The 20,059-nt window shown below is 63.8% G+C and carries 15 protein-coding genes, 1 tRNA gene and 1 pseudogene; 10 read left to right on the top strand and 7 right to left on the bottom strand.

The window, feature by feature from the left end; genetic code table 11:
- Window positions 1-148 precede the first annotated feature (148 nt).
- Complete coding sequence (gene ald, locus LMT64_RS03055) at window positions 149-1,288, top strand: alanine dehydrogenase (RefSeq protein WP_126352641.1); 1,140 nt, start codon at window positions 149-151, stop codon at window positions 1,286-1,288.
- Window positions 1,289-1,384: 96 nt separating this feature from the next.
- On the opposite strand, the gene murA is transcribed toward ald, so the two are convergent.
- Complete coding sequence (murA, locus tag LMT64_RS03050) at window positions 1,385-2,668, bottom strand: UDP-N-acetylglucosamine 1-carboxyvinyltransferase (protein ID WP_126352639.1); 1,284 nt, start codon at window positions 2,666-2,668, stop codon at window positions 1,385-1,387.
- Between the two features lie 434 nt (window positions 2,669-3,102).
- Window positions 3,103-4,134 (bottom strand): C40 family peptidase, encoded by a 1,032-nt coding sequence (locus LMT64_RS03045; RefSeq protein WP_229253339.1) that lies wholly within the window; start codon window positions 4,132-4,134, stop codon window positions 3,103-3,105.
- A 266-nt stretch (window positions 4,135-4,400) separates the two neighbouring features.
- Between LMT64_RS03045 and LMT64_RS03040 the strand changes: the two genes are divergently transcribed.
- Both LMT64_RS03040 and LMT64_RS03035 read left to right on the top strand, forming a co-directional pair.
- Window positions 4,401-5,000, top strand: a complete 600-nt coding sequence (locus LMT64_RS03040; RefSeq protein WP_126352637.1) for a TetR/AcrR family transcriptional regulator — start codon at window positions 4,401-4,403, stop codon at window positions 4,998-5,000.
- A 132-nt stretch (window positions 5,001-5,132) separates the two neighbouring features.
- Entirely contained in the window at window positions 5,133-6,710 is a 1,578-nt protein-coding gene (locus LMT64_RS03035; protein WP_126352635.1) for an AAA family ATPase, read from the top strand.
- Window positions 6,711-6,742: 32 nt separating this feature from the next.
- Here LMT64_RS03035 and LMT64_RS03030 read toward each other — a convergent pair whose 3' ends face one another.
- The 3 genes and pseudogenes from LMT64_RS03030 to LMT64_RS14220 form a co-directional block, all read right to left on the bottom strand.
- Window positions 6,743-7,666 (bottom strand): histone deacetylase family protein, encoded by a 924-nt coding sequence (locus tag LMT64_RS03030; protein WP_170166024.1) that lies wholly within the window; start codon window positions 7,664-7,666, stop codon window positions 6,743-6,745.
- 13 nt (window positions 7,667-7,679) lie between these two features.
- The gene (locus LMT64_RS03025; protein WP_126352632.1) at window positions 7,680-8,033 is read right to left on the bottom strand and encodes a cyclic-di-AMP receptor; all 354 of its coding nucleotides are present in this window, start codon (window positions 8,031-8,033) and stop codon (window positions 7,680-7,682) included.
- A 409-nt stretch (window positions 8,034-8,442) separates the two neighbouring features.
- Window positions 8,443-8,928 (bottom strand): annotated as a pseudogene (locus LMT64_RS14220) (transcriptional regulator); the annotation flags it as partial.
- 211 nt (window positions 8,929-9,139) lie between these two features.
- Between LMT64_RS14220 and LMT64_RS03015 the strand changes: the two are divergent.
- The 5 genes from LMT64_RS03015 (at window position 9,140) to LMT64_RS02995 (ending at window position 14,567) form a co-directional block, all read left to right on the top strand.
- Window positions 9,140-9,901: an ABC transporter ATP-binding protein gene (locus LMT64_RS03015; RefSeq protein WP_126352659.1), complete on the top strand. Its 762-nt coding sequence runs from the start codon at window positions 9,140-9,142 to the stop codon at window positions 9,899-9,901.
- On the top strand, window positions 9,891-11,147 hold the full coding sequence (locus LMT64_RS03010; RefSeq protein ID WP_126352630.1) for an ABC transporter permease: 1,257 nt from the start codon (window positions 9,891-9,893) through the stop codon (window positions 11,145-11,147). Before LMT64_RS03015 ends, LMT64_RS03010 begins: the two co-directional genes overlap by 11 nt.
- A gap of 3 nt (window positions 11,148-11,150) precedes the next feature.
- Entirely contained in the window at window positions 11,151-11,579 is a 429-nt protein-coding gene (locus LMT64_RS03005; protein WP_126352628.1) for a GNAT family N-acetyltransferase, read from the top strand.
- A 210-nt stretch (window positions 11,580-11,789) separates the two neighbouring features.
- Complete coding sequence (locus LMT64_RS03000; protein WP_126352626.1) at window positions 11,790-13,739, top strand: PRC-barrel domain-containing protein; 1,950 nt, start codon at window positions 11,790-11,792, stop codon at window positions 13,737-13,739.
- 27 nt (window positions 13,740-13,766) lie between these two features.
- Window positions 13,767-14,567 (top strand): segregation/condensation protein A, encoded by an 801-nt coding sequence (locus LMT64_RS02995; protein ID WP_229253337.1) that lies wholly within the window; start codon window positions 13,767-13,769, stop codon window positions 14,565-14,567.
- 239 nt (window positions 14,568-14,806) lie between these two features.
- Here LMT64_RS02995 and LMT64_RS02990 read toward each other — a convergent pair whose 3' ends face one another.
- On the bottom strand, window positions 14,807-16,756 hold the full coding sequence (locus LMT64_RS02990) for a peptidylprolyl isomerase (RefSeq protein WP_126352624.1): 1,950 nt from the start codon (window positions 16,754-16,756) through the stop codon (window positions 14,807-14,809).
- A gap of 47 nt (window positions 16,757-16,803) precedes the next feature.
- On the opposite strand from LMT64_RS02990, the gene LMT64_RS02985 reads away from it, so the two are divergent.
- Both LMT64_RS02985 and LMT64_RS02980 read left to right on the top strand, forming a co-directional pair.
- Window positions 16,804-16,880 (top strand) — tRNA-Arg (locus LMT64_RS02985).
- 247 nt (window positions 16,881-17,127) lie between these two features.
- Window positions 17,128-18,009 carry an SIS domain-containing protein gene (locus tag LMT64_RS02980; RefSeq protein ID WP_126352622.1) on the top strand — a complete coding sequence of 294 codons (882 nt, stop codon included), beginning with the start codon at window positions 17,128-17,130 and terminating at the stop codon, window positions 18,007-18,009.
- On the opposite strand, the gene LMT64_RS02975 is transcribed toward LMT64_RS02980, so the two are convergent.
- Window positions 18,006-19,994: a single-stranded-DNA-specific exonuclease RecJ gene (locus LMT64_RS02975; RefSeq protein ID WP_126352657.1), complete on the bottom strand. Its 1,989-nt coding sequence runs from the start codon at window positions 19,992-19,994 to the stop codon at window positions 18,006-18,008. The two genes, LMT64_RS02980 and LMT64_RS02975, sit on opposite strands and share 4 nt — an antisense overlap.
- Between the last annotated feature and the right edge of the window lie 65 nt (window positions 19,995-20,059).

Below are 20,059 nucleotides of genomic sequence, written 5' to 3'. Positions count from 1 at the left end.
CCTACCACATACGCAATCACTGGCGGCCACTACCGCGCTAGGATTGCGCCAATCTCAGATAAACATCTGACAGAGCTGCCCTCTTGTGTCTGTTCGCCCCTGATTGGGTGGATATATGTTGGCAGCGTCCCGACTCAGGAGGAACAACATGCATATCGGCGTACCCAAAGAGATCAAGGTTAAGGAAAACCGCGTGGCAATGACGCCCGGCGGTGTGGAATCACTCGTTCGGCGCGGACATCAAGTCACCGTCGAAAGCGGCGCAGGTGTGGGCAGTTCATTCAGCGACGCCGACTATGAACGGGCGGGCGCGACCCTGGGCAGTGCTGCCGATGCTTGGGCTGCCGAGATGGTCGTCAAGGTCAAAGAACCCATTTCCAGCGAGTATGGCTATCTGCGCCCTGATCTGTTGCTGTTCACCTATCTGCACCTGGCAGCCGACCGTCCCCTGACCGACGCGCTGCTGGCTGCAGGCACGACCGCCATCGCTTACGAAACTGTGCAGCACGCCGACGGCAGCCTGCCACTGCTGATGCCCATGAGTGAAGTCGCCGGACGCCTCAGCGTACAGGCCGGCGCCTACCACCTCCAGAAGCCTGTCGGCGGACGTGGTGTGCTGCTGGGCGGCGTACCCGGCGTCAAGCCCGGCAACGTGACCATCGTGGGCGGCGGCGTGGTGGGCACCAACGCTGCCAAGATGGCGATGGGCCTGGGTGCACACGTGACCATTCTGGACGTGTCGCAGCGCCGACTGGCTTATCTGGACGACGTGTTCTTCGGACGCATCACCACCATGATGAGCAGCGAGGCCAACCTGCGTGAGCTGCTGCCCACCACCGACCTCCTGATCGGTGCGGTGCTGATTCCAGGGGCCAAAGCCCCGCATCTGGTCACCCGCGACATGCTGAGCCTGATGCCTGAAGGCGCGGTGATTGTGGACGTGGCCGTGGATCAAGGTGGCTGCGTAGAAACCATTCACGCCACCACCCACGACGATCCCACCTATGAGGTTGATGGCATCATCCACTACGGCGTGGCCAACATGCCCGGCGCCGTTCCCCGCACCTCTACCCTGGCGCTGACCAACCAGACCATGCCCTACGTGTTCCAACTGGCCGATCAGGGTGTGCTGGCACTGAATGCCAACCCAGCGCTGCTCCCCGGTCTGAACACCTATCAGGGCAGCCTGACCAACCAGCCGGTAGCTACCGCCTTCGGAATGCACTGGACCGACCCAGCTTACTCGCTGCAGCACGGCGAAATGGACCCCCAGGCTCAGCCCAGCTAAGCCCTCACCACCCCCACCCCACGAGCAAAAAAGGCCATCTCGGAATAATCGAGATGGCCTTGCTCATTCTTGGGAGAAGCCAATCGGGCTTTAGCTTTAATCCATTGCTGAAGCGAGACTGGCTTCGTCCTGATACACGTCTGCGCCGATAGAGCGCAGGCGGGCGGCCAGATTCTCATAGCCACGGTTGAGGTATTCCACGCCGTCAATGACCGTTTCACCTTCGGCAGTCAGTCCAGCGATAAAGAGGGCTGCCCCCGCACGCAGATCAGCCGCTTTGACTGGTGCACCGCGCAGGGCAACCCCCCGGATCACCTGGCTGTAACCGCTTACCTTGATGTCCGCTCCCATACGCTGCAACTCAGCCACGTGGGTCAGACGGTCCTTGTACACCGGATCCTGCACGATGCTGACGCCATCAATGGTAGCCAGCAGGGCACTCATTTGCGGCTGCAGGTCGGTCGGGAAACCGGGGTAGCTCTGGGTGGTCACGTCTACAGGGCGCAGGGCAGTTGCAGTAGCGTCCACGACCAGCGAATCGGCAGATTCGAGAATTTGCACACCCATTTCACTCAGCTTGCTGCTCAGGGCACGTACGTGATCTGGGCGTAGATTCGTCAGTGTGAGGCGGCTGCGGGTCGCAGCGGCAGCCATCATGAAGGTTCCTGCCTCAATGCGGTCAGGAATCACGCGGTACTCGCCGCCACGCAGCGCCCTAACGCCCCGGATTTCCAGCGTATTGGTGCCAGCCCCACGAATATCGGCCCCCAGCGCATTCAGGAAGCCGATCAGATCCACCACATCCGTGTCAATGGAGGCATTTTCCAGGGTTACGACACTGTCACCCAGCACGGAGGCCAGGATGGCATTGTGAGTGCCACCCACGGTCAGCATCTCAAAGACGAAACGGCCACCGAACTCAGGAGTGCGGGTGGCCTGGAAGTTGCCGCCGTCCTCCTGCACTTCAATACCCAACGCCCGGAAGGCCTTGACGTGCTGGTCTACGGGGCGAAAGCCGAAGGCGCAGCCCCCCGGCATACTGACAGTGGCCTCGCCAGCGCGGCCCAGCAGGGCACCCATCATGATGAAGGACGCCCGCATCTTGGACACCAGCGCATAAGGGGCGTCCGTGTGCAGCAGTTGGGGAGTATGAATGGTCAGACTGTTGGGGCCAGTCCAGGCGTGCTGAGCGCCTACGTGGCTGGCCAGCTCCAAGATGGTGTAGACATCGCTCAACCGGGGAATCCCGTGCAGGGTAATCGGCTCACTGCTGAGGAGACTGGCCACCAAAATGGGCAGGGCGGCGTTTTTGCTGGGTTGTACAGCCAGTTCTCCTCCAAGGGTACGTCCGCCTTGGATGCGCAGTGGGGATAGATGCATGGTGATTCCTTTCAAATGCTGCGGAGCAGCTGGGGGTGGAGTGCAGTGACCGGAGCAGGTTCTGGTGGAGGACACAGGCACTCTGTTTTAACCCCCATTTCCCACAACTATGTGAGGAACCGTACCAATCTCAGTCCGCATAGTAGCAGTGTGTCTAGGGGGTGTCCATGTGAAACAGCCCCATAAGGATGCTGCGGAAACACACATTCTCTCTATCTCACGGTCCAACACAGCCAACAACCAAGCGTGGAACGTGAGCTATTTTCTTCTCATGATTGCAGCGGTGCTGCCAAAGGAATCCTGGTGAAAAAAGGGGGCTCTGTGATGATCGTACGCAACGTAGGAAAGCTCAGCCAGCACTCTGCCTTCGCTTCCCACCCTGGCAAAAGCCGTAGCGTAGCGGCAACGCAGCCTCCTAAAGATCACTGCGCCCCTCAGTCAGCGCGGCCCGGCTGCATCGCCACTTGCAGGCCACTGTTCAACTTGGCCACGGTGCCAGGGTCCAGAATGCGGCGCGCACTCAGGTAACGCGGCGACCAGTAACGGTCTCCGTCCAGCTTGTCCACCACCACGCGCCCGTAGTAGGAATTGGCATTTACGAACTGATCTTGGCCCAGGTAGACGCCCACATGCGTCACACTGCCCCGGCCCACCGTATCGAAGAAGACCAGATCACCGCCGCGCAGAGAAGCGCGGGCCACTGGCTGACCCACCAGGGCCTGCTGAGCACTGGTGCGTGGCAGGCTGATCCCCAGTGGCTGAAACACCCGGAGCACAAAAGCCGAGCAGTCCACGCCTGTGGCAGAGTTGCCGCCATAGACATACGGGGTATTCAGCAGGGCCAGCGCGTTGCGGCGCCACCCTAGAGCCTCGGCGGCGCTGTCTAGGCCGCCAGCCAGTGAAGACTGCGCGGCCTGCGCGGCGGGAGCCGCCGCAGCAAATGCAGCAGAAACCGCCGCCTCGACTGCGGGAACAGTGTCGGCGGCGGGAGTGGATGCTGGAGTTGGCTGGGTCGCCAGCACGCTCTGGGGCATAGGCCGGGACTGCGGCGCACTGGGGATGGCCAACCATTGGCCCAGCTCAATCTGCCCAGCGTCGCTGAGGCCGTTGGCCGCCTGCAGGGCTTCTACAGTCAGGCCAAATTGCCGGGCCAGACTGTAAAGAGTATCGCCTTTCACCACTTGATGGGGCGCTCTGGCCTGCACCCGCAGCACCTGACCCACTTCCAGATCGTGGCTGCTCAGGCCGTTCAGGGACAGCAGCTCCGGGACACTGAGGCCGAACTCGCGGGCGAGGCTATAAGCCGTATCACCGCGCTGCACCGAGACTTCATTGTACGAGTACAGCGAGCTGGGGGCTTCCTGGCTCTGAGCCGCAGCCACAGGAAGACCCAAGATCAGGGCACTCAGCAACCGCGCAGCGATCAGGCGGTATGGATCGGTCAGGAATTCGCTTGAACATCTCACTCTTCACCCTCTTTCCTGAGAATTCCCCACTTGCGCTTGAGGCTTCCCAGACTTTCTGGAGGCTTTCCAAAGGCGGCTTCCCCATCCACCCCTCTTTGACCTTCATCAATTGATTAGACTTGGCTTATCCAAGGTAACACCCATCACTTAGTTTGCCAAGCCCTGTGCAGGCCACGCAGATGACTTTTCGGGTCAGTAACGGTTCTCTGGCCTGAAGGCAAACTCCCTGCTCCCGCGCTGCAGCTGCGGTATGCTGGGCAACATTCATGGAACTTTCCCTGCGCGAACGCCAGAAAGAAAGGCGCCGCACCGAGATCTATCAGGCGGCCATCGCTCTCTTCAAAGAATGTGGATTCGATAACACCACCGCTTCGGAGATTGCCGAGGCCAGCGGGGTATCACGGGGCACCTTTTTCAACTATTACCCCTACAAAGAAGCGGTGCTCCTGGACTATGGCAGCGCGGTGGTTCAGCGCCTGCAGGCTGAAGCCGAAGTGCAACTGGCCGCCGGCAAAGCGCCGCTGGAGGCGCTGTACGACGTCTGGAACCTGCTGGCCGATGAAAACACCCGTGAGCGTGACCTGTTTCCGCCGCTGGCGTACGAAGTGATGAACCCCAATCCAGAACGCGCTGGGGCCGCTTACCGGGCACTCCAGCTGAGCCGGGTGGTCGAGGTGATTCTCACGCCTGTGCAGCAAGCAGGTGAACTGCGCTCTGACCTGAGCCTGGCCCGTATCAGCAACCTGATTGCCGATACCTACCTGCTGGTGGCCCTCCGCTGGAGCGCCTATGGCACGGGCCGCAGCCTGCACGACGAGTTGCGTCTCTCACTGGACCTGCTGCTGTCCGGCGCACTCAAGCGTTAGCCCTAGCATAAGCAGCTGGCCCCCGGTCCTCTTCCACAATGCGGCTGGCCGTGACAAACCAGTGAATCGGATCAGCCGATAATTGCAGATCGCCAAGCGGAAAATAGTGGGGCAATATCAGGGGGAGTGGAGATGGCCAGTAAGGATACCGGCAAAAAGCAAAAGGACGAACGCAACTCAAATGAGGCGTTACTGGTAGGCACGGCCAAGCACGCCTGGCCCTTTAGCCGTGGTCTGCTGGTCCAAACTCTCCTGAATGCCGGTGGCAGCCGCAAAGAGGCCGCCAGCATTGCGCGGCATGTAGAGCAGCAGTTGCGTGACCAGGGGCTTAGCCCTATCAGCACTGGGGACCTCCAGGACCTGCTGGTCAAGGTAACCCGCAGCGAGTCGGGCCGTTCTCTGGCCCGCCAGGTCGCGCGGCAGACACCGGTCTTTCAGGACATTCAGGTCCGCTCCGAAACGGGCAAGATGCCCTTTTCCCGCTCCGTGCTGGCGCGGCGGCTGGACGATATCGGCCTGGATACCAAGGAGGCCTTTCAGGCCGCGCAACTGGTAGACATACGGCTGCGGGGACTGGGGCTGCGTGAAGTTACAGTGGCGGAGTTGCAAGACCACACCGCGGCCATGCTGGCCGAACACTACGGTGAACATTTTGTGCGGACCTACCGCTTCAGCCTGACCCATCAGGGGCGGGTGGGCGTGATCGGGACCGACAGTCCAAGCACTGAGCAAGCGATTCCTTTCAGCAAAGGCATCCTGATGCAGTCCCTGTTGGCCGCCGGGGCTGCTGGAGACGCCGCCCGCACCCTGGCCCGCGCCGTGCAGCGTGACCTGCAAAGCACCGAGGACCGTGTGGTGACCCGCGCCCATATCCGGACCACGGTGCAGCGCCGCCTGCGCGATGAAGCAGGCAAGCACGTGAGTGCCCGCTACGCCCTGCTGCGGGCCATTCGGCACTTGCCCCGGCCTCTGGTGGTGTTGATCGGCGGTGTGTCGGGCACCGGCAAGTCCAACCTGGCTTCTGAAGTGGCCTACCGCCTGGGTATTCCCCGGATCATCAACACCGATTCGGTACGCGAAGTCATGCGGGCGATGGTGGCCCCGGAACTCACCCCTACGCTGCACTCCAGTACCTTTCAGGCCTGGAAACACCTGCTGCCCCCCGGCGAGGCGGTGCCGGAACACCCCGACCAATTGGCGCTGGAAATGGGCTTCCGTGAGCAGGTCCGGCAAGTATCGGTGGGCCTGAGTGCCATTGCCCGGCGACTCATTCTGGAAAATGCCGATCTGGTCGCTGAAGGAGTGCATCTGGTCCCCGGCTTTCTTGACGAGGCCGTGATGGATCAGGCCATCGTGGTACAGGTGCTGCTGACCCTCCCCGACGAGGAAGAACACCGCGCCCGCTTTGCCCGGCGGGCCCAGCAGGAATCGGCCCGGCACGAGAGCCGCTACCTGACTTCTTTTGAGGAAATCCGCCGCCTGCAGGACTATCTGCTGGGCGTGGCCGAACGCGCTCAGGTGCCGGTATTGGATCACCGCTCACTGGACGAGCTGGCTGAGCGTACCGTAGACATCGTGCTGGCGCAGTTGCCTGCCGTGCTGCGCGAGTTGGACATCACACCTTTTGAGGAAGAAGAGGACGACATGGTGGACTACGTCCTGGCGCTGCAGGAGGTCAGTCACACAGCCTTACCCGTGACTCCTGACTAACTGGCGCCGACTGGTCATACAGCGACCTGCTGTTAGCCAAACACTTCTAAGCCCTGCTCCACGACGCTGGCATGGGCAGCCACGGTGAGATGGTGGTCCAGATTGTAGCCACCCGCCATCATGGTGACCACCGGCACGCCCCGGTCCCGCGCCCAGGTCAGTACCCGGCGGTTGCGCTCATGCACGCCGTCCAACGTGAGGGCAAAGCGCCCGAAGCGGTCCCCAGCCAGCACGTCTGCTCCGGCAAGGTACAGCAGCAGGTCGGGGCGGGCCTGGTCCAGCGCGGGCAACGCCTGCTCTGAAAGGACTTCCAGATATTGCGCATCGCTCACACCGTCGCCCAGCCCGATATCCAGGCTGCTGCGCTCCTTGCGAAAAGGATAGTTGCGCTCACCATGAATACTGAGCGTAAACGCCCGCGGCTCGGCTGCCAGCAGCGCAGCGGTGCCGTCTCCCTGATGCACATCCAGATCCAGCACAGCAGGGCGCTGGGCAAGGCCTTCATCCAGCGCCAGCCGGGTCAGGATGGCTGCGTCGTTGACCAGGCAAAATCCTCCGGCGCGGTCCGCGAAGGCGTGGTGGGTTCCACCGGCCAAGTTGGCCCCCCAGCCATGAGCCAGCGCGTCATGCAGCGCAGCCAGACTGCCACCGGCTGCCCGCATGGCGCGGATCACCACTTCTTCGCTCCAGGGCAACCCGAACTCACGTTCCTCGCGGCGGGTCACCTCGCCCCGCCGCCAGCGGCGCAGATACATGGCGTCATGCACCCGGCCAGCATCGGCCCAGCGCAGCTGTGGGGTGGGCAGGACCGGCAATAACTCCTGAACCTGCTCACGCACCCCAGCGTACTTGTACAGCGGAAAACGGTGGCCTTCGGGCAGTGGAAACAGAAAATCCGCCGGACTGTAGGCCCGGAACGGATGTGCCAAGGGAGCTGAAGTTACGGACAGGTCCATCACACGGCTCCCATCAGACTTTGACGAACTCCTCCAGGCCCAGCACGAACAGCACGGCGCCGCCCACCTCAACCTCCAGCGGCTCGGCGCTCAGGCCTTCGCCCTGCTCGGCCAGCGGAATGGCTGGACTCATCATGCGGGTGCGGGTGCGGCACGACTTGGCAATCAGCCCCTTAAGTTCGTCCAGGCGGGCACGGGGAACTCCGATCATCAGGGTCGTGTTTCCCTCCCGCAGAAAGCCGCCGGAGCTGGCGAGCTTGGTGGCGTCTAACCCTGCGCCGGCCAGGACCCGGATCAGGCCCGCCACATCGGCGTCTTGAACAACAGCCATGACCAGCAGTTCAGCGGGAGCAGATGAATAGGGCATGGCCACATCCTAAAGCATTTGCCAAAAATCCGGGTCAGCTGGGGCAAAGCAGCCCTGCCCCAGCTGACCCGGATGGCCGAAAAAATCAGGCCTTCACAGATACCCGTTTGCGGGTCGGGGCCTTTTTGGGCGCTTCGGCTTCTTCTGCAGTTGCCCCGGCAGCATCAGCCTTGGCCGCTTTGGCTGCAGGAGCTTTCTTGGCTGGGGCCTTCTTCACTGCGGCTTTCTTGGGAGCCACTTCAGCTTCACTTTCGGCCGTGTCGCCACCCGCTTTGGCCTTGGCGGCTTTGCCGGTGGCCTTCTTGGCCGGCTTGGCTGCTGGCTTGGCCGAATCGTCTGCGGGCTTGGCCGCCTTGCTCGTGGCAGTCTTGCGGGTAGATTTCTTGGCCGTGGTTTTGGCAGCAGGCTCAGCAACCTGGGCCGCTTCGCCTGCGCCTTCCAGCGCCTGCTGCTGCTCCTTGAGGCGGAAAATCACCAGGCTGCCCACAAAGGTGCAGGTAATCATGCCGTGGGCATTCAGCAGCGAAAGCGCCGCCATAATTTCCTCGCGGGTCAGGCGCAACTGGTCACTCATGTACAGCGCACTGTCAGCGCGGCCTTCAAGGTACTCGCGGATACGCAGAGCGTCTTCGGTCAGGGGCGTGGCGGGAACATCGGCCAGGCCAGGATCGGCCAGACCATACACAGCGCGGGTGCCCGTGCCGGGCAAACGGCGCACCCGGCCCTGATCCAGCAAGCTGGCCAGCGCCGCCCGCAGGTGAGACAGGGCCAGGCCCGTCGTTTTGGCCAGTTCGGTTTCGACCCATTCGGGTTTGGAGTCCAGTGCTTCAAGCACCAGCTTTTCGTTGGCGCGGCGGGTTTCTTGCAGGTCTTCCAGGGTGGGGGGGTTGAACATGCGTCTCCTTTGTGGCCCCTCGGTGGGGCAGCGACTCGGCGCAGAATAACTACGGCTAACCCTGACAGTATGCCGCATGGCCTACGGGGGCGGGGTGACAGGCATTACCCGCTGTGCGTTGAGCGAAGATTCAGGGACTGTCCTGGAGCTTGGTCCATCCACCTTTGACGCAACCGTTAAAGTGGAACATATGACGGCTTCTGACCCTCCCCTGCTGGATATTCAGCAGCTTAGCAAGCGCTACGGCGACTTTGCGGCTTTGCAGGACGTGAGCTTGCAGGCCCAGGGCGGACAGGTCTTCGGCCTGCTCGGTCCCAACGGCGCTGGAAAGACCACCCTGCTGAGGATTCTGGCCACGCTGCTGCGTCCCACCAGTGGCCGTGCCGTGGTGGCGGGGCGGGACGTGAACGAGCAGCCCCGCGAGGTACGGCAGATTATCGGGGTGGTCAACGGTGGCATGGGCCTGCCTGCCCGGCTGACGGGCCGTGAAATCCTGCGCTCCTTCGCTGGGTTCTATGGCATGGCCTCCGCACAGACCGAGGCCCGCATCGCGGAGCTGGACCACGCCCTGGAACTGGGCCGGGTGCTGGATGTCCGCGCCGGCGAGTATTCCACCGGCATGCGCCAAAAGGTCGTGATCGCCCGCGCCGTCATTCAGGACCCCGCCGTACTGATTCTGGACGAGGCGGCCAGCGGCCTGGACATCTTCGCGCGGCGTACCCTGCTGGACTGGGTGGCGGCGGCCCGCAGGCCCGGCCGACTGACGGTGTACTCCACCCACGTCATGTCCGAGGCCGAAGAAGTGTGTGACCGCCTCGCCATCTTGCATCAGGGCCGCCTGCTGGCCGAGGGCAGCCAAGCGGAATTGCTGGACTGCACCGGCACACGTGGGCTGGAAGCCGCCTTTTTCGAGTTGGTGCGGCAGTCCGGTCTGTCCCAGGAAGCGGCGACGGGAGCAGCTTATGCGCCCTGAGATGATTCGGCGGGTGGCAGTACGTGACCTGCTCTCGACCCTGCGTGATACCCGCACCCTGCTGGGTACCCTCCTGATTCCACTGGTCCTGATTCCGCTGCTGATGCTGGGCCTACCGCTGCTGATGAGTGAGTTTATCGGTGGACAGGTGCAGGAACGCCAGCAGGTCGGGGTGATCGGCACGCTGCCGCCCGCATTGGAGCGGCAGCTGGAAGATGGCGGCACATCGGTGACGGACGGCACAGGAGTGGATCTGGTTCCTCTGAACTATCAAACGCCCGAGGCCGCCCGCAGCGCTGTGCAGTCAGAGCAGGTAGACGCCGTCATCCGTGTCGTGGAGCCACTCCCGGACGCCGCATCCGGCGAGACGGCGACTCCAGCCCGCCTGGAGGTCTACGCCAAACTGAACTCGCTGGCGGCCCAGACCGGGGCGCTGGGCAAGGTCGAAAGCGCAGTGGACGAATACAACCAGGCCCTGGCCGCCCGGAGACTGGAAGCCGCCGGGTTGAGCGAAGCAGACCTCTCGCCGATCACGCTGGACCCGCAGGAGGCCGCCACCGCGCAGGAGGCGGGCAGCGGGCAGCTGGCCTTCCTCATTCCGCTGCTGATGATGAACTTCATCCTCTCCGGGGCCATGGCCACGGCGCTGGACAGTACCGCTGGAGAAAAGGAACGTGGCACCCTGGAAAGCCTGCTGGTCAGTCCAGTTGCCCGCAGCGAAGTGGTGGCAGGCAAGCTGCTGGCGACCACCATCACCGCCCTGGCTGCCGCCGCGGCCAGCGTGCTGGGCTTGCTGGGCACCGGCCTGATTGCCGGACTGGTGCTGGTCAGTGGCGGTATGGACGCCGAAATCAGTCAGGCCTTTGGCGGACAGCTGACCCTGGGCGGCGGCAGCGTGCTGGGACTGGCCCTGAGTGCGCTGGGAGCGGCGCTGCTGATCAGTGCCGTGCTGATCGCCCTGAGCATCTACGCCCGCTCCTACAAGGAAGCCCAAACCTACGTCACGCCACTGTCGCTCTTGATCGTGGTTCCAGCGCTGTTCTTACAGTTCAGCGACGGCTTTGACACGGCCTTTTATGGAGTGCCGCTGTTCGGGTCCATGTTGAGCGTGATGGACGCCGTGACCGGAACGCTGCAATGGCCGCAGCTGTGGCTGTCACTGGGGGCCAACCTGCTGCTGACGGCGGTGCTGGGGGCCGTAGCACTGCGTTCCTTCGGGCGCGAAGAAGTTATTTTCCGGAACTGAACCATGACCCTGCATACCCTCAATCTGCGCCCCCGCCTGGACGCCCGCGATCCGGTCACAGTCTCGCTGCTGGGTCTGGCCGCCTACCCTGATCCACAGCGGCTAGAACAGGTCTGCCAGCGCTACGCCTCAGAAGACTGGGCACTGTGGGGCCTAGAAGATGAAGCTGGACTGCTGGGCCTGATCGGGCTGCGCCCCCTCTCACCTGGGCAAGCCGAGATCACACACATGGCCGTGCAGCCGGGCACTCAGCGGCGCGGCATGGGTCGGCAGCTCTTGGCTCTGGCGGCAGCCCAGGGCTGGACCGACCTGTCCGCCGAAACGGACGCTCAGGCGGTGGACTTTTACCGTGCCTGCGGCTTTGCCATCACCTCACTGGGCGAGCGCTATCCCGGCACAGAGCGCTTTCTATGTCGGTGGACCCAGCCCTGAGCCGCTGCCCCCAGAACCCCAAGTTTGCTTCAGGACTTTCCACACATTTGCCCCCCTGGCCCTGACTAGGCTGGGCTTACATTTCAGTTGCCTACAGTAAGCTGTGATGGCCACTTTAGGTGTGCCGCACAAGGCCAGAACAGCTGCCTAGACCAGGCCACCCTCCTTTCCCGGCGGGTCACGGCGCTGGGCGGAAGAGGAGTAAGAAGCATGATCAAGGGCAAGGAACTGCTGGGACGTCACGTCATTGACCTGAACACCGGCGAGCGGCTGGACAGCGTACGCGACATCATCTTTGACCACGGGGCCAACATGGTCCTGGGCATCGTCGTCACTGAGGGCGGCAGCTGGCTGCGGCGCAAGGACAAGGTCATCCCTTTTTCGGCGGTCTACTCCATCGGTGAAGACGCTGTGATGCTCACAAGCGGCCAAGACGCGGGCACCGATGAGGAGCAGACCCGGATGCGCGAACTGATGGCGGTGGGCACCAACCTGGTCGGCATGACCCTGATGACCACCGAGGGCGAGGACCTGGGCAAGATCGGGGATGTCGTATTTGACGAGTATTCGGGCCGGGTCGAGGGCTATGAGGTCACCGGGGGCATCTTCGCCGACATGGCCGAGGGCCGCGCCTTCGTGCCCGCACCCGAAAGCGTCCAGATCGGCAAGGATGTGGCCATCGTACCGGTGAGCGTGGCACAAGACATCCGCAGTCAGCGTGGACACCGGACGCCGCAGGAAGGAAGCAGCCACCGCCAGCCACCGGAAGATGTCGCCCGTGACGCCGTGGCCGAATTGACAGCCCAGCGGCAACGCGAGTATGTGATAGGCCGCGTGGCCGGGGCCAACATTGCGCTGCCGGACGGCACCGAGATCGCCGTGAAAGGCCAGCCGATCACTGAGGAGCAGGCCGAGCGGGCCGAGCGCTCCGGACGGCTGATGATCCTGGCCAACACTTCGCTCAGCCCAGACGGCGAGGCAGACTGGGACAGCCAGCCAGACCTGACTGCTCCCCACCACCCAGTCCCCGAACCAGCAGAAGTCACCGACCAGAAAGGCCGCCTGACCACTCTTCCCTTGCAGTCCGAAGCGGAAAACCAGAGCGAGCCAGGAATTGAAACGAGCACTGATCAGGCCCTCACCGGGCCCGTTTCAGAGCCGGCTGAAGTGCGCGTGGCAGATCAGGAAGGCCGGCTGAAGGTCATCCACCCTGAGCCGGAAATCATCCAGGGTGCGCCCATGCAGGACGACGAAACCGTACAGGAATGGATTTCCGAACGCACCATTCGGGTACGTGATGAACAAGTGGTCCGTATAAGCGAAGATTCCAAGCACGAGCCGGGCTTTTTGGAAAAGGCCAAGCGCTGGCTGGATGAGCGCAAAGAAGAGTTCCTGCACGGGAGTGAAGAGCGCGAGCTGATTCAGGTCCATGAACAGCGTGGCGCTCCGCTGGCGGCAGCCAGTGTACTGCGTGAGCCGGTCACCGATACCACTGGTCCTGCTACCACTCTCAGCCCCGCCGATGCAGCAGTGGGCGTCACTCCCTTGGCGCCTGAAGCTCAGCCTGAACCCGCCCTGAAAGTCATGGAAGCTGTGGAGGTGGCCGGTGATGAACAGGTCGTCTTCCGGGAACCGCAACCGACACTGAGCAAGGAAGGAATGGAAAATGATGAGCTGCGCCCAGAGTTGAACGGGCCGGTATCTGAGGAAGAGCCCACCCCTGCCGCCGATCCCCTCCAGGCGCGAGAGCAGGCTCCACCGCATGACGCGGCCACCGACTGGGCCACTCTGGAGCTGGATCTGGACCTCAATCTGGGGCCCGCCGCTGAAAGCAGTGGCTCCGAGCTGATTCTGGATAGTGTCTCGCAGCAGACAACCCAGTCAACTCCCACGCCTGCTGAAGTGATGGACCACGTACCAGCGGAAGTGCCAGAGCCTCAGCCTTCAGCCCCCGTTGCCAGCCCCAGCAGCGAGAGTTTCGAGCAGGCCATCGCCCAGATCGTGGCCTCTGCTTATGGACGGCCCGTCTCCCGCACGGTACGTGGTCCCGGCGGCGAAGTGGTCCTGGAAGCGGGAGACACCGTGACAGCCGAAACGGCAAACCGCGCCAAAAGCCTGGGGGTCCTGCGCGAACTCCTCAGCGCGGTGCAACGGGACTAAGAAGTTCCGGCGCTATCATGCCGGGCGATGACCCCGGCCCTGACCCTGCTGCCTCCCAGCCTCACCGAAGGCGGGGGGCTTGTGTTACGTCTGGAACGGGACGGAAAGACCTTCCAGGGCAGCCTGGCCGATCTGGCGGCAGCCCTGCGCGCTGGCGAGCTGATTCCGGGCGAGGTGCCGCTGCTGGCACTGACCCAGGCGGTGCTGAACCAGCTGCAGTCTGGGCCAGGCTGGATTCAGGGCGAGGTCAGCGGCCCTCCCGCTGAACTGCTGCCGCCTCTGGCCGCCGTGATTGCCCTCAAGACCAGGTTGCTGCTGCCCACGCCCCAGAGCAACGACCCCGCTCCGGAGGATGACCTTCAGGCGGACTGGGACGAAATGACCAGCGGCTTAGAAGCCCTAGCCGAGTTGGAACAGGCGGTGCAATTTCTCAGTGGGCGGCGGGCGGCCCGGCAAGGGCTGATTCCAGCCCCAGTGCCGCGGCCCGGTCTGGACCTGCCCCGGCAGCAGCGACCCCGCCGCCAGGGGCAGAACCTCAGCCGCCTGCTGGAAGCCGCCCGCGCCGCTGTGCGCGAGGTAGATGTTCCGCTGCTGGCGCGGGAACGTCTCAGCCTGCGTGGGGCCCTGAATGCCCTGGTGGCCTTTGGCAAACGGCTGCGGCACTTCACTTTCGGAGGCATCACGGCCCAGGACTGGGGCGAACGAACCACCTACTTTGCCGCGCTGCTTGAAGGCCTCAAGACCGGCGAACTCCAGGCCGAACAGAGTGAACCCTTCGGCGAAATTCGCATTGAACTGATCACCCCGGCTGAGCCACCTCAGGGGTAGTCCGGCCAAACTCCCAGCCGGCTGCCCACCCACTCTAGGGGCTGCCTCGGAAAATCGCGGAGGTGAGCGTACCTGCGCGGATCGTAGACGAGCAGACGGGCACAGCTCCGCAGGAGGGCGGGGAGACACAACCTGGCTTGGTCCTCACACCCATGTGCCGGATGATCTCTAGCGACAATCCGCAAAAAACACTGCCCACTTGGACATTTGCCAAGTGAGCAGTGAAGTGATGAACTGGGTTACTCGGTAGCTGTGGCTGGCTCGGCACTCTCAGCTGCGCCTTCGGTTCCCTCGGCGGGGACAGCCTCGGCTGGGGCAGCTTCACCCTCGGAGGCTCCTTCATCCGTGGTGGGCGCGGCAGCTCCATCAGCTGGGGGAGCGCCTTCTGCCGGGGCGGCTTCGTCGGCTCCGACCCGCTCGCGCTGGGCTGCCAGCACGTCGGCCAGGTGGTCCACCGGCTTCAGCGCAGCCACTTGCGCGGTCACGAACTCCTCACCCTTGGAGGCCTGCTTCTCGTTGAACAGGCTGCTCTCCAGGCCAGCGCGGACTTCTTCGAAAGGCAGAACTTCGCCGGGTTGCAGCTCGGTCACGGCCACCACTTTCCAGCCGTCCGACGCTTCGACGATGTTGCTCAGGCTGACATCGTCCACATCACGCAGGTCACCTTCAAAGATGGCCTGCAGCACCGATGGTTCCAGCACGTCCGTATCGGGGCCAATTTGACCACGCTCGGACACGATGGCGCCTGCCTTGGTGGCGGCTGGGGTAAAGTCGCCACCCTGCCAGTCCTGACGGAAGGCCAGTGCCTCTTCGCGGGTGGGGAAGGTGGCCTCACTGACCACGGCACTGGCCGGAGTCGCAAACTGGTCCTGGCGCTCGTCATAAGCAGCGCGCAGTTCCTCGTCGGTCACTTCCACGTCGCGGCCACCGTAAGCGATCAGGCCACTGACCAGATCCTGGCGGGTACCCACCACGGGAATGCCTTCTTTTTCGACGATGCTAGGCGCAGCGTATTCCTGAATCAGCTGCTGCACCACCGACGGCTTAAGCATGGTGTTGATCATCTCACCGACCTGGGCGGGGTCCATGCTCTGCATCATCATCATCAGCTGCTGGTTTTGCATGACCCGGCCGACCACTTCGGAGTAAGGCACGCTGCGGCCACCCACTTCCGCCACAGTGGGATCCGTGTAGGCCCACTCTTGGTCCACCACTTCAATCTTGGCGCCCGCCATTTGCTCATCCATAAACCGCTCGACCGCGCCGCGCTTTTTGCTTTCTTCCAGCGCTTCTTTGACTTCAGCCTGAACTTCAGCGTAGGGCTTGGTCTCGGCGGGCAGCAGTTCTTCGACCTGCACGATGTAGAACTGGCCGCCCGAAGGAATCACCTCGGTCAATCCGGGAGCGGGCAGCGAGTCCACTGCGCCGGCGACCTCGTCAGGCAGCACCAGCGACTCGACCGCTTGCAGGGCACCGCGCTCATCCAAAGCCCCCAGGGCGCCGCCATTTTCAGCTCCGACCAGGCTGTTTTCACGGGCCAGTTCCTCGAAGTTGGCACCTTCACGGGCCTGGGCCAGCAGCGCAGCCGCCTTTTCCTCATCGTCTACAACCAGCTGACGGCCTTTGAAACGGCCCTGGGTCTGGAACAGGGTGGGGTTCAGGTCGTAGTACATCTGCATTTCTTCGGCGGTGGCTTCGGGCGTCTCCGCTTCGATCTGCTCGGTCTTGCGCTGAATGGCCAGACCGTCACGGACCTGCTTGCGGTATTCCGAGTCGCTCAGGCCCACCCGCTGCAGCGCGTCAGTCCAGGCCGCGTCGTCGGTCAGGCCCTGGGACTCGCGCACTTCGGTCACTTCCGCGTCTACATCGGCGCGGGTCACGTCAATGTCACTGGCGGCCTGGGTCATCAGCTCCTGACGGATCACCTGCGAGATCAGCAGGGTGCGGAAGTCGTCATCCAGGGCCGGGCCCTGTCCTGCGAACGGCGAGGGGTTGTTGGTCTGGATTTCGCGCAGTTCCTCAGCGGTGATGGTCTGGCCGTTCACTTTGATGGCGGGCGTGCCCTGCTCGCCCTGCACCATCTGGGTGATGGTCTGGGTTCCGCCGGGGGCAAATTGCAGGGCCATGGTACCGACCATCAGAAGCGAAAGTACGATCAGGATGGCATTGACAATGGGTTTTTTATTCACTTGAAGTCCTCCTTGGGGGCGTGATAGGGTACTGAAGTTTCCGCTGCGTACCCGTAGCTCAGCTGGATAGAGCGTTAGCCTCCGGAGCTAAAGGTCGTTGGTTCGAATCCAATCGGGTACACCACAAACTGCAGGACAAACAAAAGGACGCCACCCCGCAGGGTGGTGTTTTTTCGTTGGGTGTGGGTTAACGCTCCCACACGGCAAAATCACGCAGCTCTCCGGCACGCGGGCGATTGTATCACGCTCATTTATGAGCTTTCCGACAAGTGCAGGCAAAGGGCGGGGGCCAGCCGACCGCACCCACCATGCGCCCTTCAGCCCATCCCACCGCACAGACGCCGCAGCCCACAGCCGCTAACATCCCTGGCATGAGCCTCGCTTCTTTGCTGCTTGCCCTTCCCCACTCTTACAACGGTCCCCAGCAGATCCAGCCGTCACCTTATGGCGTGGTAGGCACCGGTGACACCGTGCTGGCAGCGGCCCTGGCCGGGCCGCTGATTCCGGCCAGCTTTGCAGCGTCAGGCACGCAGTTCGTCCTAGGCAGCCCCGACAGCAGCGCCTTGGCACTGGAGTACACCGCACTGGCCGAGGCGGCGGGTGCCCAGGTCCGGTGGGTGGCCACAGGCGGCGACGCCGAACACATCAATACGCTGATTCCCGCAGGAGTTACGGCCACCTATCACGGGGCGCAGTACTTGGCCTACGCGACAGGCAACGCTGCCGAAGCAGAAGAAGCCGACCGCCTGCTGGCTGCGCTGGCCGAGCGCTGCGTAGGTGACGACCCCGAAACCAATCCCGCCCGCGAGCTGGCCTGGCGGCTGCACGGCCGCACGCCGCTGCTGCTGGCCGACGAAGGCAGTGAAGCGCTGGTGCTGGCCTGGCAACACCTGCTGGCCCGCGTGGGCAAAAGCTACGCTGTCCCGGTGCTGGGCGACCCGCTGCCGGTCCTGAGCGGTATGTTCGAGGCCCGCCACGAGCAGGGTGACGCCAAAGTGGGCCTGATCCTGGGCGACCTGACCCCGCGCCTGGACCTGGCCCGCGAAGTCATGGAAAGCCGGGTAGATGAGGTGATTCACCTGCCTTTTGCGGAGTACAGCACCGATACCCCCTACGCGCCGGGGCTGGCGCTGTGGTATCTGGGGGCCTGGACTGCCCTGCACCTGGCCGAACTGGGCGGACAGTCGCCCGAAGACAGCCCAGTGCTGACCCGCGCCCAGGCCGAGCTGAGCGGCGAAAGCAGCGAAGTTTAAGCCGGAGCCGTGTCCAGCCCCGCCAACGCCCGCACCGCCCCATCCCAGCCCGCGTCATCCAGGGTCAGGTAAGCGTGCGCCCACTGAAAGCGGTGATACCCTTCGGCAGTCGGAGGCGCGGCGTCCAGCGCGGCCAGGGTCTGCGGCCCCCAGGCAAAGGTGGCCGTGAGCGTCGCCGCCGACAGCCAGCGGTGCAGGGCGTCGTGGGGCGGCAGGTCAAACAGCACCAGTGGACCTGCCGGGGCCGGAGCCTCCGGGGTCAGGCAGTGCAGACCAGGCAGTTTGGCGCTCAGCGAGGCCCGCAGATCTTCGCCGGCGTAGACAGCCACCTGCGAGGCTGAAACGTCAGCGGCCCCCAGGCGTGCCAGGACTGTACCCGGCTGCCTGCGAATGGCCAGGCGCTGCGGTCCGCCCGCCGCAGCTCCGCCGGCCTCCAAGCCCAGCGCCCCTGGAGGCCGCAGATCCTCGGCTTCCCACTCGGCGCTGGCGCGGCCCCGGAAGTCCGAACGCCTTAAGCGCACCGCCAGGTCATGCGTGCCGGGGCGGTCCCGGCTCTCGCGGAACTTGATCCCGCGCAGGCCTGCCGCCTGAAACTGCAAGCAGTCCTTGTTCCGGCCCACCAGTTTGGTTGCAGTCAGCGGCGAGCGCAGATGCCACAGCGGCGGCTGCAACCCCTCGCCGTAGGGTTCGAAGGCTTGCAATTCCTGCCAGAGGTCCAGCGTAGCCAGCGAGGATGGCAGCGGGGCGTCCAGCGTCAGCTGCGGCACAGGCGGCGGGAACTGCGCGGCGTAGTCCTGCAAGCGGTCCCGCAACTTTGGCAGGTTGCCTGCGTCCAGCGAAAAGCCCGCCGCACCGGGGTGGCCGCCGTAGCGCAGCAGCAGGTCATGGCTGTAGCGCAGCCCTCCTACCGCGCTGATGCCGGGGGTCGAGCGCACCGACCCTTTGCCCTGGGCCACGATGTAGACCGGGCGGTAAAACTGCTCCAGCAACTTGCTGGCCACGATACCCATGACACCGGGATGCCAGTCCTCGTGCGTGACCACCAGTGCCTTTTCGGTAGGGTCCACCAGCATCAAGGCCTCGGCATACATCCGGTCTTGCAGCTCGCGGCGCTCCACATTGCGGACCTCCAGGTACTGTGCCAGCGTGGCGGCCTGCTGCGGGCTGGTGGCGGTCAGCAGCTCCAGAGCACGGTCCGCCTCCCCCATCCGCCCGGCAGCATTGATACGCGGAGCCAGCACGAAGGCCACATCCCGCGCCGAGGGGTTTCGCAGGCCAGTGCTGTCCATCAGGGCGCGCAAGCCAACCAGCTCAGTGCCCACCAGCTGCGACAGGCCCAGTTGTATCAGCGCCCGGTTCTCGCCGATCAGTGGTGCCACGTCGGCAATGGTCCCCAAAGTGGCCAGTGCGCTCAGCGGCTCCGGCTCCGGTAGGCCCAGCGCCTCATGCACAGCCCACAGCAGGTGATAGGCCACACCCGCCCCAGTCAGATTGTGCTGGGCAGTGTCATAGCCGTCGGTGCCTTCAGGATGGACCACCAGGCAGTCGGGAAAAGTCGGTGGGGGGGCATGGTGATCGGTGACGATGACTTCCAGCCCACGCGCAATCAGCCCCGCCACCTCATCATGGTTGGAGACGCCGCAGTCCACCGTGACCAGCAGGTCACAGCTCTCAGCATGCTCGTCCAACTTGGAGGGGTGGATGCCGTAGCCCTCCTCCAAACGGTGGGGAATAAATCCGTGAACGTCAGCACCCAGGGCGCGCAGTCCCAGAACCAAGACTGCCGTGGCCGTCACTCCGTCGGCATCGTAGTCGCCGTGAATGCGGATACGCTTCTTGGCTTGCAGCGCGGCCACCAGATGACTGGCGGCTTCACGCAGACGGGGATTGGGCGTCAGTCGGTGCTCCGGGGTCAGCACCGTAGGGCGCAGGCCACGCCCATATACCCACTGGGCCGCAGGGGCCGACAGCCCGAATTCCTGCATCACTGCCTGCAGCGCCGGTAACGATGCAGGACGGGCCAGCTGCCAACGAGCTGAAATGGCCTGAG

This window comes from Deinococcus radiophilus (assembly GCF_020889625.1).
Lineage (GTDB): Bacteria > Deinococcota > Deinococci > Deinococcales > Deinococcaceae > Deinococcus > Deinococcus radiophilus.
Note: the sequence above shows the minus strand (reverse complement) of the source record. Positions and strands in the feature narration are given on the sequence as shown.